General features: G+C 44.6%; 13 protein-coding genes. 4 read left to right on the top strand and 9 right to left on the bottom strand.

Going from position 1 to position 14,612, the window contains the following annotated elements; genetic code table 11:
• Positions 1-304: 304 nt before the first annotated feature.
• The 3 genes from VPNCDNU1_RS27610 to VPNCDNU1_RS27600 form a co-directional block, all read right to left on the bottom strand.
• Complete coding sequence (locus VPNCDNU1_RS27610; protein ID WP_104403355.1) at positions 305-1,570, bottom strand: RNA polymerase sigma factor; 1,266 nt, start codon at positions 1,568-1,570, stop codon at positions 305-307.
• Between the two features lie 74 nt (positions 1,571-1,644).
• Complete coding sequence (locus tag VPNCDNU1_RS27605; RefSeq protein ID WP_104403354.1) at positions 1,645-2,421, bottom strand: UDP-2,3-diacylglucosamine diphosphatase; 777 nt, start codon at positions 2,419-2,421, stop codon at positions 1,645-1,647.
• Positions 2,422-2,565: 144 nt separating this feature from the next.
• Positions 2,566-3,024 carry a hypothetical protein gene (locus VPNCDNU1_RS27600; protein WP_104403353.1) on the bottom strand — a complete coding sequence of 153 codons (459 nt, stop codon included), beginning with the start codon at positions 3,022-3,024 and terminating at the stop codon, positions 2,566-2,568.
• Between the two features lie 322 nt (positions 3,025-3,346).
• On the opposite strand from VPNCDNU1_RS27600, the gene VPNCDNU1_RS27595 reads away from it, so the two are divergent.
• The 4 genes from VPNCDNU1_RS27595 to pstB all read left to right on the top strand — a co-directional run bounded on the left by VPNCDNU1_RS27595 (position 3,347) and on the right by pstB (position 8,016).
• Entirely contained in the window at positions 3,347-4,387 is a 1,041-nt protein-coding gene (locus VPNCDNU1_RS27595; RefSeq protein WP_104403352.1) for a PstS family phosphate ABC transporter substrate-binding protein, read from the top strand.
• A 56-nt stretch (positions 4,388-4,443) separates the two neighbouring features.
• Positions 4,444-5,826 (top strand): phosphate ABC transporter permease subunit PstC, encoded by a 1,383-nt coding sequence (gene pstC / locus VPNCDNU1_RS27590; RefSeq protein ID WP_104403351.1) that lies wholly within the window; start codon positions 4,444-4,446, stop codon positions 5,824-5,826.
• Entirely contained in the window at positions 5,819-7,123 is a 1,305-nt protein-coding gene (pstA, locus tag VPNCDNU1_RS27585) for a phosphate ABC transporter permease PstA (RefSeq protein ID WP_104403350.1), read from the top strand. Before pstC ends, pstA begins: the two co-directional genes overlap by 8 nt.
• 140 nt (positions 7,124-7,263) lie before the next feature.
• Positions 7,264-8,016: a phosphate ABC transporter ATP-binding protein PstB gene (gene pstB, locus VPNCDNU1_RS27580; protein WP_201797171.1), complete on the top strand. Its 753-nt coding sequence runs from the start codon at positions 7,264-7,266 to the stop codon at positions 8,014-8,016.
• 141 nt (positions 8,017-8,157) lie between these two features.
• Here pstB and gntR read toward each other — a convergent pair whose 3' ends face one another.
• From gntR to VPNCDNU1_RS27550, 6 genes are all read right to left on the bottom strand, one after another.
• Positions 8,158-9,168, bottom strand: a complete 1,011-nt coding sequence (gntR, locus tag VPNCDNU1_RS27575; protein ID WP_104403348.1) for a gluconate operon transcriptional repressor GntR — start codon at positions 9,166-9,168, stop codon at positions 8,158-8,160.
• A gap of 96 nt (positions 9,169-9,264) precedes the next feature.
• On the bottom strand, positions 9,265-10,779 hold the full coding sequence (gene gndA, locus VPNCDNU1_RS27570) for an NADP-dependent phosphogluconate dehydrogenase (RefSeq protein WP_104403356.1): 1,515 nt from the start codon (positions 10,777-10,779) through the stop codon (positions 9,265-9,267).
• Between the two features lie 5 nt (positions 10,780-10,784).
• Complete coding sequence (locus VPNCDNU1_RS27565; RefSeq protein WP_104403347.1) at positions 10,785-11,285, bottom strand: gluconokinase; 501 nt, start codon at positions 11,283-11,285, stop codon at positions 10,785-10,787.
• 124 nt (positions 11,286-11,409) lie between these two features.
• Positions 11,410-12,732, bottom strand: coding sequence for a TRAP transporter large permease (locus VPNCDNU1_RS27560; protein ID WP_104403346.1), 1,323 nt, complete (start codon positions 12,730-12,732; stop codon positions 11,410-11,412).
• Entirely contained in the window at positions 12,725-13,276 is a 552-nt protein-coding gene (locus tag VPNCDNU1_RS27555; RefSeq protein WP_104403345.1) for a TRAP transporter small permease subunit, read from the bottom strand. Before VPNCDNU1_RS27555 ends, VPNCDNU1_RS27560 begins: the two co-directional genes overlap by 8 nt.
• Before the next feature lie 72 nt (positions 13,277-13,348).
• Positions 13,349-14,365 carry a TRAP transporter substrate-binding protein gene (locus VPNCDNU1_RS27550; RefSeq protein WP_104403344.1) on the bottom strand — a complete coding sequence of 339 codons (1,017 nt, stop codon included), beginning with the start codon at positions 14,363-14,365 and terminating at the stop codon, positions 13,349-13,351.
• Positions 14,366-14,612 lie beyond the last annotated feature (247 nt).

The following is a 14,612-nucleotide window of genomic DNA, read 5'->3' as shown; positions in this document are numbered from 1 at the left end:
GTATTGAATATCGCTTGATTACTTTTAATTAGTAGTGACCTTTAAAATGAAATATTAAAAAAGTTCAAATACTAAATTGAGCTTAATGTCTTGAAGTTGAAACTAAATCGATATTTCTAATGTAAGGTTAACAAAGAGATATACCTTAGAAATACAATAAAGTCTGATTGAATTTTGATCTGTTTTAAATGTGATAATAATGACGGAAAGAGTAATTTTAGAAACGGGAAGCCTAAGTGTATCGTTATATTAAAAGTCCAATATTGAAGTGCCCAAGCAAATTCACTCTTGGGTAAATACAATGTTATTCGCGACTGAGTAAGTTAGATAATTGCTGTAGCATCAATTGCTGCTCATGAGGTGTTCCCCCTTTTTCCCCCGATACTTTTGCGTAAGCGAAGGCTTTTTCCTTATCACCTGTCATTGCATGTAAGTGCGCCATGGTGGCGTCTAACATGTGTGTTTTGGATAGGAGGGGTGAACTCCCAAGTTTTGTCACTACTGCAATGGCTTGCTCAGAAAACCCCGCGTAGCCAAGGGCAACGGCTAAATTGAGCCTCGCCACATCGGAATCAGTTTGTTCGACTAAGGACTTGTAAAGACCAACAATATCCTTCCAGCACGTATCCTCGAAAGTCTGACTGGTGCAATGTTTCTCGGCTATGGCTGCTTCCAGAAAAAAGCGCCCCTCCAAAGAGGTTTGGGTTGCTTTTGCAATGGATAGCATTTTGCAGCCCGCATCTATGTACTTAGCGTTCCATAGTTGACGATTTTGTAGGTTGAGGGGAATCAACGCATTGTGCTCGTCTAACCGCGTATCTATCCGAGCAATGTGAAAGTGCATCAGCGCAAACAGTGAAAGGGTTTCTTTATTGGGAAGTGTGGGGTGTTCTATCACCAACTTCATCAGTGCGATAGCATCCTGACACAGTTCTTTGCGAATCGCTGACTTATGGTCGGAGCAATGGAAGCCTTCGTTAAACAACAAATAAAGAACGGTATGAACGCGTTCAATAACCCGTTGGTAGTCTTCTTCATTGGGCAGTTGATCCGGTAAGGCTTTTAGCTGCTGCTTAGTTCTGAGTAAGCGTTTCTTAACCGTTTCTTCAGGCAGCAACAAAGCGCTGGCAATAGAGCGGTTATTAAAACCACAGAGCGCTTTTAATATAAATGGAATTTGATTTTGTGGCTTAATGTCAGTAGTGCAGCAGAGAAAAATCATTCGCAGTTGTTCATCACGAATGTATGGCTCGTGAAATGACTCATCAACGGAATGGCTCATGGTCCACTCGCTTTCAAGTAAATCAGAAAGCTGTTCTGAAAGCTTAAGCTTATTCTTCTGAGATCGAATAACGTCTATTGCTCGATTCCGAGCGGTTTGAATGAGCCAGGCTTTCGGGTTGTCTGGCAACCCTTTTTCGCGCCATTTAAGAAGTGCCGTATTGAACGCTTCGTGCATCATATCTTCCGCAAGATCTATGTTGTGATTACCGAAGATGCGGATCAACGAAGCCAGTATCTTGGGCGATTCAGCGCGATAAAGCGTAGATAGGGTATTTTCAACATTCATTCTCTAGACTCAGGTAGAGCAGATAATTATTAGTCTAGTTTATCAGAGCCTTAGTGCCATGAATGAGACCGGTTCTACGCTGCTTTTGGTATTTTGGAAACACTGGCTTGTTGCTTTGTCCAGTAGATAAGCTCCATGCTTGCATCGTGATGTTCTACAAATACCGTGCAGTTCTCAATCCAATCGCCGTCGTTAATGTATGTCATGTCGCCTCGATAGGCGATTTCAGGGTAGTGGATATGGCCACATATTATGCCGTTGTACCCGTTTTTTTCTGCGAAGTTCAAACCCGCTTGCTGATAACGTGCAATGGCCTGGCTGGCTTTTGGTATCTTCTTTTTTATGTAATTGGAAAGCGAGAAATACTCCATGCCGCCCATGGTTCGAAATGTGTTGTACCAGCGATTGATAAACAGCAACAGATCATAAAGTGCATCGCCTAAAGTCACTTGCCATTTGCCAAGACACACCTCTGAATCAAATTGATCGCCATGACAAACCAAGTAACGCTTCCCAGTTAATGCCACGTATTCAGCGTAAGGCAGAATCTCGACACCTGCGAAAAACTGCTTTAAGTAACGCCTCATCGCCGCATCATGATTACCCGGAATGTAAATAACACGAGTCCCACTTTGTTGGAGCTTAATAATCCGGTGGATCACTTTATGATGGCTAGATGGCCAGAACATGCGTTTGCGAAGGGATTGAAGGTCGATGATGTCACCAACAAGATAGAGGGTATCAGCTTGGCAATTTCTCAGGAGGTCGAGGAGGTAATCCGCTTTGCAATCTTTAAACCCTAAATGAAGGTCCGAGATAAACATACTTCTTACATCGAGTTTTTGCTTCATATTAACCTGCTTGAAGTCATTACAACGTTCTACGTAATAACCTAGGGGGAGTAAATGACAGTCTAGTTAATGATTGATGATGCTTTGTTTAAATGTTGGCTAGTATCGAAAAAATGCAGTAAGTAGTAGGGCATGATTCGCTACTTACTGATAAAGGTACAGAGAGAGTAAATAGTTCAGTTGCTCGTTAATTTGGTTCTCTGGATACGCTTCATCCTCAATGTTCCAAGGTATGAATTTTCGATGTTTCGGTAACGCTTTGGTATTAACCAGCGCGCTGGGCGAAAGAGCGATCAGATACTCGTAGTCTAAGTGGTTACACTGCTCAAGTTTGCGGGTTTCTATTCGAGTGAGACTCTCCATATCTAATTTATTAAGAATGGCTTTGGTGGAATGTTTTGGTTCACAGCATAACGCCGCATGCACGTCAAAAAAGCTGCCCGCTTTTTCATGAAGGATAGAAGCCGCTAATCCAGACCAAGCGTTTTTACCGTCGCATAGAAATAGAATGCGAGGTTTACGCCCATTTTTGTTAACGACCGACGTCCCGTCTTTTTGTGGGTTCATAACATCAAGTTCTAACCGACGGCTTGGCCTTTCCATAGCAAATCTCCATCTTATTTCTCTAAGTCATTCCCTTTTTGAATCTCACAACCCTAGACGTAAAACATCGAGCTCCCTAAAAAATAATGACTAATTCTTGACCGACCATTCACTTCTTTTTTCTGTCAAATCTATTTAATTAAAGTGTCAATAAGTTGTCATATAGCAATCCTAACGTCTTAGGCATGACCGCGAATTTTGCAGCTGCACAGGAAGTAACGCAGGGCGGGATAAGTGGGTATACGTTAAATGTGCTCGTTAGAGCAAAACACTTTAAATCCAGATTTGGATCGCAATGTTTAAATCGACTTGGAGGTTGATTGTGAAATTGAAAGCTTTGATCGCGGCGAGCTGTGCCGCAGCAGCAGTATTTGGTGCAAGTCACGCAGCTGCAGCATCGCGCGACTACATCAGCATCGTTGGTTCGTCCACTGTATACCCGTTTGCAACGGTAGTTGCTGAACGTTTTGGACGCACCAGTAAATTCTCTGTGCCAAAAATTGAATCAACTGGTTCAGGTGGTGGTTTGAAGTTGTTTTGTGCTGGTGTGGGAGAGAATACGCCAGACATTACGAATGCTTCACGTAAGATCAAGAGCTCAGAAATCAAGCTATGTTCAAAAAATGGTGTGAGTGAGATTGTTGAGATCAAAATTGGCTACGATGGCATCGCATTTGCGAACTCGAAGAAATCTCAGCAATTGGATCTCACGCTAAAAGATATTTTCCTAGCGCTGGCGAAAGTTGTTCCAGATGGCAAAGGCAACTACATCGATAACCCTTATACAACGTGGAGCCAAGTTAACCCAGCGCTTCCGAATAAGAAAATTGAAGTGCTTGGTCCTCCGCCAACATCGGGTACGCGTGACGCTTTTGTTGAACTAGCAATGGAAGGTGGCTGTAAGAAATTTGCCGATATTAAAGCGCTTAAAAAATCAGACAAGAGCAAGTATAAAGCGATTTGTCACGGTATTCGTGAAGATGGTGTATTCATTGAAGCGGGTGAGAACGACAACTTGATCGTTCAAAAGCTGGAAGCAAATCCAGCAGCGTTTGGTATTTTCGGTTTCAGCTTTCTAGATCAAAACTCAGATAAGGTTCAAGGGTCGAAGATTGCTGGCGTATCGCCAACGTTTAACGCCATCGGTGACGGTTCTTACCCTGTGTCTCGCTCTCTTTTCTTCTACGTTAAGAAAGCACACCAGAATGTTATTCCTGGGCTAAAAGAATATGTTCGCGCGTTTACTTCAGAAGATGCCATTGGTGACGAAGGTTACCTAGCGGATCGTGGTTTGATTCCTTTGTCTGCAAGAGATTGGAAAGTGGTACGCAACGGAGCCATGGAATTGACTCCTAACTTGTAGTAACCCCATGCATGAGGAAGGAGCGATTCCTTCCTCCTTTTTCTGGGAGTCGTAGTATGGACACATCGACACTGGTTATTGTGCTACTCGCACTGACCGCAGTCGCGTTTTACTTAGCCAGACATCGTTCTTTGGCGGTAGCATCTCAATCTGGTGGGCTGAATAGCCTTCACTCAAGACCTGCTTATTATGGGTCCTACGCAGCAACTTTGGCTGCCGTACCTGCACTTATTCTTTTGGTTCTGTGGCAAACACTTGAACCGACGCTTATCTCCACCTTAGTTATGGCACAAGTTCCATCTGAATTGGTGGCCAAAATAGGTTCTGAGAACTTGGCATTTAGCCAAGTTGTGAATATCGCCATAGGAATAACATCCACTGAAGATAGTGTGTTACTGAGCGCTGCGGAACATTACCAACGGTTAAATTCAATAGGGAATACGTTGCGTGTTGTGGCGGTGTTATCGGTCACGTTATTGGGGCTGGCATATGGCTGGCGAGCTGTAAGACCAAAGCTTAAAGCCCGGAATCACGTAGAAAAAATATTGCAGATGTTTCTGCTGTTTTGCTCAACACTGGCAATTTTAACAACAGCAGGCATCGTTTTATCGGTTCTTTTTGAAGCCATTCGCTTTTTCCAAATTATTCCTGCAACCGATTTCCTGTTTGGTTTGGAGTGGTCACCACAAATAGCATTGCGTGAAGACCAACAAGGTGCGAGTGGGGCATTTGGGGCCATTCCACTATTTACAGGCACTCTAATGATATCGCTTATCGCGATGTGTATTGCTGCCCCGGTTGGATTAATGAGTGCGATATATCTAGCAGAATATGCCGATGCGCGCGTCCGAAACATTGTGAAGCCTGTATTAGAAATCTTGGCCGGTATTCCGACGGTTGTTTATGGCTTTTTTGCCGCGCTGACGGCTGCTCCTTTTATTCGCGATATAGCACAAGGTATTGGTATAGATAGTGCGTCTTCCGAAAGTGCACTGGCTGCTGGTGTTGTTATGGGCGTCATGATTATCCCATTTGTGTCTTCATTATCGGATGATGTCATTACTGCGGTTCCGCAATCCCTTCGTGATGGATCACTGGGTTTAGGTGCCACAAAATCTGAAACCATTAGGCATGTGGTCGTTCCGGCGGCTCTTCCAGGGGTTGTTGGTGGATTACTTTTGGCGGTATCTCGGGCGATAGGTGAAACCATGATTGTTGTGATGGCTGCTGGATTATCTGCAAATTTAACCGCGAACCCACTGGATTCTGTCACGACCGTTACGGTTCAAATTGTTACGTTATTGGTTGGCGATCAGGAATTCGACAGCCCGAAAACGTTGGCTGCATTTGCACTGGGTTTAACCTTATTTGTGGTCACACTGGCGCTGAACTTTGTGGCGTTGAGGATCGTTAAGAAGTATAGGGAACAATATGACTGATCAACTGCAACGACTCGCCAGCATAAAGAAAGAACGAATTAAGTCAGGGCTTGCTAGCCGAATGGGAAAAGAACGCCGTTTTAAAGCGTACGGCATTACATCCATTCTGTTAGCGTTCAGTTTTCTATTCGTGCTGATATTTTCCATTGTTGGCGAAGGGTATACCGCGTTTTATACCACAGAAATCAAATTGGAAGTGACATTGTCACATGAGAGGCTGCGTATTGAAGATGGTGACTTGTCTGAAGACGCGCTGTTCAACGCCAGTTATCGGAATGTTTTGCGAGATGCGATAAAAGTCGCACTGCCGGACGTTGAGTCGAGAAAAGAGAGAAGGCAGTTATACCGATTTCTTTCTAACGGCGCAGAATACGACTTGAGAGACAAAGTGTTGGCGGATTCTTCTTTAGTCGGTCAAACCATCACATATTATGCACTCGCTGGCGACAACGTTAACCAATTTAACAAGGGCAACATTGATGCAAGGTTGCCAGAAGACGAACGCCAATTTAAGAACAAAGACATTGAATGGTTTAGTGAGCTTAAAGGTCAAGGTCGCATCAACACGACGTTTAACACCAATTTTTTCACGAATGGCGATAGCCGCGATCCAGAACTGGCTGGGATATGGGGGGCGACAGTTGGCTCGTTCTTTACTCTACTTATTACGCTTTCGCTGAGTTTCCCTATAGGGATATCAGCGGCGATTTACTTAGAGGAGTTTGCTCCAAAAAATAGAATCACTGAACTGATTGAAGTCAACATCAATAACTTAGCGGCGGTGCCTTCGATTGTGTTTGGCTTACTAGGATTGGCTATCTTCCTCAATTTTGCAGATTTACCACGGTCTGCTCCTTTGGTAGGAGGGTTGGTTCTCACGCTGATGACATTACCCACGATTATTATCTCTAGCCGTGCCGCAATAAAAGCCGTGCCTCCTTCTATTCGCGACGCCGCGTTAGGTGTAGGAGCATCAAAAATGCAAATGGTATTGCACCACGTTTTGCCCTTAGCGATGCCAGGGATGTTAACAGGAACCATTATAGGCATGGCGCAAGCACTCGGCGAAACCGCGCCGTTGCTGATGATTGGTATGGTCGCGTTTATTGTGGATGTCCCATCAGGGCCGCTGGATGCGGCAACCGCTTTACCGGTACAAATATATTTATGGGCGGAAAACCCCGAAAAAGGATTTGTCGAAAACACCTCTGGCGCAATTATGGTGCTACTGGCGTTTCTGGCATTCATGAATGCATGCGCAGTTATCATGCGTAAACGCCTAGAGCGTCGTTGGTAGGAGAAAAGACGATGGTTTCAACAACACTAGATACAGCATCAGGCACGATGAATGGTTCGCAAATGGAAAAGGCGATGCCACCAGAACACGCCGCAGCGCCAGACAAAACAATAGGTATTCCACTGGTAGATAATCCAAGAATGGCAGCAAGAGATGTTCATGTAGATTATGAATTTGGTGCTAAGCCTGCGATCAGAGATGTGAATATTGATATTGCTGAACGTGAAGTATTGGCGATGATAGGACCATCAGGTTGCGGTAAGTCGACCTTTCTGCGTTGTTTGAACCGTATGAATGACACGGTTCCTGGTTGCATGGTAAAAGGGTCGATAACGCTTGATGGAAGCAACATTTACGACAAAAGTGTCGAAACGGTAGAGTTACGTTCTCAGGTTGGGATGGTGTTTCAGCGTCCTAACCCATTTCCTAAATCCATCTACGACAATGTTGCTTATGGGCTAAAAATTCACGGGTTAGTCGACGATAAAGACCAATTGAACGAATTGGTTCAGCAGTCGCTAGAACGCGCAGGGTTATGGACAGAAATTAAAGATCGTTTGGATCAGCCAGCCACTGGGCTCTCGGGAGGTCAGCAACAAAGGCTGTGTATTGCGAGAACTATTGCGATAGCGCCTGAAGTGATTTTAATGGATGAGCCATGTTCTGCACTCGATCCTATCGCGACAGGCATTATTGAAGAGCTTATCGAAGAGCTAAAAACCAACTTCAGTATTGTTATTGTGACTCACTCGATGCAACAAGCGTCGCGTGTGTCTGATAGAACGGCGTATTTCCATCTTGGAAACTTAGTAGAAGTGAACACAACAGCGCGTGTTTTTGAGCAGCCAGAGCATATTTTAACGCAAGATTACATTGGTGGTCGCTTCGGATAACAGTGTCGTTTTCTAGATACTGGGGATAATGGATATCAATAAAGCAATAAAGCAATAAAGCACAAAAGGAGCTCCGGCTCCTTTTCTCATTCCATTTATTTTAAGTTTTCTAGATTACGTATTTTACTCAGCTTATGCGCTCTACAAGCTTTCCCCCATATCCACCGAGTATTTCAGATCAATAACTTCATCAGTAATGGGTTCTCCATTAAGTCGTTTTAACAGTTCCGTTGCGGCGGTCACGCCAATTTCTTCACGAGGGGTAATAACAGTGGCTAACCTTGGGGTCATAACTTGGCTTATGTCGTGGCCATGAAAACCTGCAATGCCCATTTGTTCCGGTACTCGTATACCCAATCGAAGGCATTCATAAAATGCACCAATGGCTAAGTCATCGTTAGTACAAAAAATGCCATCAATATCTGGATTATCCGCAATGGCTTTTTGGAGCAATTCTGCACCTAACGTAAATGAAGAAGCACTTTCTGTTTGCAGTTCGAGAGGGGTAAGCCCTGCGTTGGTCATGGCTTCGCGATAGCCTGCCATTTTCAATCGAGTACGTAAATCCATGCGTGCAGCAAAGTAAGCGATGTTTTTTCTGCCAGATTGGATCATGGCTTCGGTCATAGATTTTGCAGCGGCGTGATTATCGAATCCAACGGCTTGGTGAAGTGGTTCAGATGTGCTGTCCATGATTTCGATGACAGGAATAGCAGCCACTTCAAGCATCTTTTTTGCCCTTGGAGTGTGTACACTTTCCGACAAAATCATAGCATCCACGTTGTACGACAGAAGGGACGCTATGTTTTTCTCTTCGATATCGGAACTGTAGCCGTAGTGAGCAATCATGGTTTGGTAGCCAGCGGGTGCAGTGACTTGTTCTATACCTCGAATAACTTCTGCAAAGACTTGGTTGGTTAATGAAGGTACGAGTACGCCAATGGCTTTACTCTTTGCGTTAGACAGAATGTCGGGAGCTCGGTTAGGAATGTACCCCAAATCTTCAACGGCTTTCTGAATTTTCACACTCAATTTTTCGGAGACCTGTGAAGGGTCACGAAGGCAACGGCTTACTGTCATCTTAGTCACGCCAACGAGGTCGGCAACATCTTGAAGTGTGGGGCGCTTTTTCTTCACTTTACGGCTTTCCATAGAATTGTTACTGGTAACATTCTATGGAAAGCTTCTTAAAAAAGCAGCGAAAAATCACAAATTATGTGAGAAATATCGGTGATAGAAAGAAATGTTTTAGGAGACTCGGACTTCTTCTTTAGAGTGACTGTGCCACGTGGTGTGATATTTTTTGTCCTCAACTTCATCGGTGCGTGAATAACCATGAGAGCCAAAGTAGTCACGCTGAGCTTGCAGCAAGTTTGCTGGTAATGAATCGCATCGAAGAGAATCGAAGTAGCTTAAACAAGAAGTGATCACTGGAGTAGGAACTCCGAGTGAAACAGCACTCACCACGGATTTACGCCAACCTTCTTGATTGTCTTGCAAAATCTTGTGTATTGAGCGATTTAAGAACAGGTGATCGAGTTTGGTCTGATCATGATTTCCCTTCGCAAACGCGGTAGCGATGGGGTTTAACAGATCCGCTCGAATAATACAGCCAGCACGCCAAATTTGAGCAATCTCGGTAAAATTGAGATCCCAGTTTTGCTCTAAAGCCGTCGTGCGCATCAAGTCAAACCCCTGTGCGTAGATACTGATTTTTGCGCAGTACATGGCGTCGTGTAGATTATTAATGAACGTTTCACTCTTTTCAGAACAGCTTTCACGAGCAAAAGGTTGACTAAGAACTATAGGGGTGGACTGGGTACAGATGGACTGACGAAGTGCTTTTTGGGCACTAAGTGTGCGAGCATAAACGGCTTCCGTCAAAGAAGGGGCGGGGCATCCAACTTGAAGGCTGTTTAACGCCGTCCACAATCCTGTTCCCTTTTGCTCCGCTTTGTCGAGAACGATATCAACAAACGGCTTGGCGCTTCTTGCATCTTGGTGTTGTAATACCTCTGCACTCACCCCCAAAAGGTAGCTGCCTAAAACACCTTGATTCCAACGCTTAAACACTTCCCCGATTTCGCTAGCGCTTAAATGTAAACCTTCACGCAGCAAATGGTACGCTTCGCAGATAAGCTGCATATCGGCGTATTCGATGCCGTTATGCACCATTTTAACGTAGTGCCCTGAGCCAGCGGGACCAATATATGCACAGCAAGGGGTAGACGTTGCATTACCTTCGGTTACGCTGTCACTATGTTTGGCGGAAATAGCTTCAAGTATTGGTTGTACCTGTTTCCAATCTGCAACATTACCGCTTGGCATTAATGAAGGACCAAATCGAGCACCCATTTCACCACCAGAGACAGCCGTTGTGAAAAATCGAACTCGCCCATTGTATTTGTCTTCTCGGCTAATTGAATCTGTCCACAAACTGTTTCCAGTATCGATAACTATGTCGTGTTCGGATAGCCCAGCCTCTAACAAATCTTCGATAACCTGATCAACCACTTCACCAGCAGGAACCGATAAGATAACGACTCTAGGGCTCTGTGAACCTGAAATGATCGCTGACATTGCCGGCGCTGGAATGAACGGCGCAGCGCTAGTTAGGTTCTCTGCTTCGGTATGAGCGTGCTGAACTAAACTGGAATTGAGGTCGAAACCAATGACCGAATAATCATTTTCTAACAGATTTAGCGCAAGGCTTTTTCCCATAACACCTAAACCGACAACGGATACCGTTTTAATTTCACCCATCACACTTAATTCTCCATGGCTCGTATACTGCGCAGAGCAGAGGCGAGTACGTCTTCAACGTCGGCAGAAACATCGACCGTAATGGCTTCTGGTGGCAAAGGTTCAACCAGTGTGTCGAACTGGCTTTCTAACATTTGCTTGCCATTAAAGTAGTGATTAGGGCGAGAACGGTGCCGCGACCAAATGGTGTTGAAATCACCTTTTAGGTAGACAATGGTGATGTCTTGAGCATTCTCTCGCAGAATGTCGCGATACTCTGGCTTGAGAGCAGAGCATGCAATCACTATGTGGTCGTTATCTATAAACAGCGAATTCAACCTATGCAACCAACCCAATCGGTCTTGATCAGACAGTGGAATACCTTGCTGCATTTTTTCGATATTTTTGGCGGAATGGTAATCGTCGCCATCGAAAAACGGGTACTTAAGCGCTAGGGCAAGCTTGCTCCCGATAAGGCTCTTACCGCAACCAGAAACACCCATTACCAAAATTTTCTTGTTATTCATGGAACACAATTTCCTTTGTGCTGACGGGTGTCGCCAGCACGTAAAGTCTTTATTCGGTCAGCCGACACGGCGACCTTCCCTAAACTAGATATATACCCAAGTATCTTGAGGTCACTTGGGTATATTACTGCCACCACAACGCCAATTGTGGAAATACTATCACTAGAATTAGCGCGAGTATTTGCAGCGCAATAAAGGGCAGTAGGGAGGTGAAAATTTCTCCCAAGCTAATATCTTTTGGAGCCACCGATTTAAGGTAAAACGCAGCAGGACCAAAGGGTGGAGACAGAAACGATACTTGCATATTCAGGCAGAAGACCACGCCAAACCAAATTGGATCGTAACCAAGGCTAATAATGATGGGAACAAATATTGGCATGGTAAGCAGCGCTACGCCAACCCAATCGAGAAACATGCCAAGAACCAACAAAATGACCATCATGATGATGAGTGTTGCCGTTGGGCTACCACCACTGAGGGATAAAATGGTTTCTTCAACGAAATCAATGCCACCCATCAAGTTATAAACACCCACTAGGGCAGATGCACCGATGCCGATCCACATGATCATGCCACAGGTTCGCATTGTTGCAATGGCACTTTCTTTCAGCATGGTAGCGTTCATTTCTTTACGAATAACGGCGCTCAGCATGATGCCTACTACACCAAGGGCAGAGGCTTCTGTAACCGAGGCTACGCCCGTATAAATACTGCCCAGTACAGTAGCAACAGATAACAATGGAAAGAACAGCGCTTTGAAATAGTTGGGTGCGTCGGCTTGATCTTGCGCGAGTTCTTCACTGCTCGGCAATGGTGCGAGATTTGGGTTAAGTTTGCACCTTATTAAAACATACAGAATGTAAAACGTTGCGAGCATAAATGCTGGTAAAAACGACGCTTTGAATAAGTCGCCAATTGATACGCTGGCGGTTAAACCGTAGATGATAAGTACGATACTCGGAGGCAGCATCGTGCCAAGTGCACCACCAGCACAGGTGGTACCGATTGCGAGTTTCCGATCGTAACCTAGGCGCAGCATTTGAGGTAGCGCGAGGATGCCAAGAAGGACAGTTTCACCGCCAATAACGCCCGACATAGATGCCAATAGTACGGCTACAAATAATGTTTGAACCGCAACACCACCGCGAACTCTGCGACCAACGGATTTCATGGCATCAAAGAGATCTCTAGCAATACCCGAGCGATCAAGTAATGCCGCCATTAACACAAACATCGGGACGGCAAGGAAGATGTAGCCGTCGACGAAGCCGTACATTCTGCTCGTAACTAAAGGCAGTGCATCTACCCCAAACCAACCAAGGGTGAAAAATAACGCAACAAAGCCGGTAACAAACGCAAGCTGCATACCAGTGAGCAGCAAGCCGATCATTAACGCAAGCATGAGTAGGCTGCCCCAGCCAATGCCTATTGAAGATAAATCAAACATCCGTTTTCTTCCTTAGGTTGCGAATTTCGGCAATCAAGTGAAGTAAAAATTGCAAAGTCAGTACGCTTAGCGCAACAAAAATTGTTCCTTTCAGCAAGGCAGGATAAGGGGGATTCAAAGACGAACCTGAAGTTTCCAAACGAAATTCACCCCATGGCGTAAACCAAGCTTCTGCTGCCATTATGTAGGCTGCGTAAGCCATCATCGAGGCAAACGTTAATCCAACAATATGGTGGACAAGGTTTAGATACTTTCGGGTTTTGGGCGAAACATGATCATAAATAAGAACAACCCGAACATGTTTATCCAGTGCGAACGCGTACAAACCACCTATCACAAATAGTGAACCACCAATAAAAGATGCCGTCTCGTGTACCCATGTTGTCGGGGCGTTAAATACATAACGCATCAACACTTCATAAAATGAAATAGCGACGGTAAAGATGAACAAAAGGCTAAGTAAATTACCGAGTTTCACAATAAAGCGATCAAGCGCATTTTTAGGGGCGTCGTCACTTTGAGTGTCGGTAGAAGAATGTTTCATACAACTATTTATCCTTTAGATTCTGGCAGCTGCGCTGGTAATAATGCAGTGCAACTACCAGAAATCGATGCCTTAAAGTAGGCCGTTGTTTTCTAAGAAGCTAGTAACAGAGTCATAGACTTTTTGAGCGTTAGGCGAGCGCTCGGCAAACACTTTCCATTGGCTTTTCGCAATTTCACGGAATTTCTTACGTTCATCAGCAGACCAGTCGTGAATTGTGATTTTAGGATTAGCGGATGCTTCTTTCAGTGCAGCTTGATCAGCAATTTTAAGCTGTGTTGTCATGTCATAAGAAAAATCACGAACGGATGTTTTCAAAATCGTTTGCAAGTCTTCTGGCATTTTCTTCCACACTTTCTGGCTTACGGAGATATCAATAAGAGGTAGAGAATGGAAGCCAGGTTGAACAGGGTGGGTAGCCACATCGTTCATGCCTGCTTTTTGGTTCGTTGAAAATACCGTGTAATCGGCAGCATCAATAACGCCTTTGCTCAAACCAGTAAATACTTCTGATCCAGGTAGGTTAACCGGTGTTGCACCCGCTGCAGCAAACACTTGTTGAACGAGCCCTTCAGGAGCGCGCAGCTTTAGCCCTTTCAAATCATCGACACCATCAAGCGGAATTTTAGATACAAACGCCTCAACGCCAGTCGTAGATGCACCAACAAACTGAACGCCATAAGGGGCATACAAGTCAGTCATCAATTCATTGCCGCCACCGTAGTTCATGTATTGGAGCAGTTGAGTGGTATCAGACCAAGCTCCAACCATATTGCCAATCAAACCAAACGCAGGATCTTTACCCGAGAAATACCCCGTCGCGGTGATATGCCCATCTAGGATGCCGATTTTGATCGCATTCAGGGTTTCGGTGTGTTTTACCACCGCGCCAACAGGCAGGAGATCAATGTCGATCCGCCCGTTAGACATTTTTTCGACACGTTCAACCCATTCTTGTTGAACCTGAAAGTTTTTGTCTCCAGAAGGATCGGAAGATTGTATTTTTAATTTGAAGTCTGCAGCAAATGCAGAAGACGACAATATGGCAACAATTAGCGAAGGTACAAGTGTTTTAGATACAGTTTTCATTAAGGTTATCCCTGTTAAGTTTCACATCAACTCCGGTTTATTGTTGTAATGTTACCGGTAACGTTGTGGTGTAAATGTTACCGGTAACTTAAAGTGATTGTCTTTGAAGTCGATCACATTGGTTAAAATTTAGCTCAAGCCTATTGTAGGGTCTGTTGATCTTTCGCGGTTAAATTTTGTTCGAGTTCTATGCCTTTTAATCGCGACGCAAGGTGTGATGCCTAGCATTCTAAGCAAATACCTTGCA

This window comes from Vibrio penaeicida (genome assembly GCF_002933855.1).
In the GTDB taxonomy this organism is placed as follows: domain Bacteria; phylum Pseudomonadota; class Gammaproteobacteria; order Enterobacterales; family Vibrionaceae; genus Vibrio; species Vibrio penaeicida_A.
This window is presented reverse-complemented; position numbering and strand designations above follow the sequence as displayed.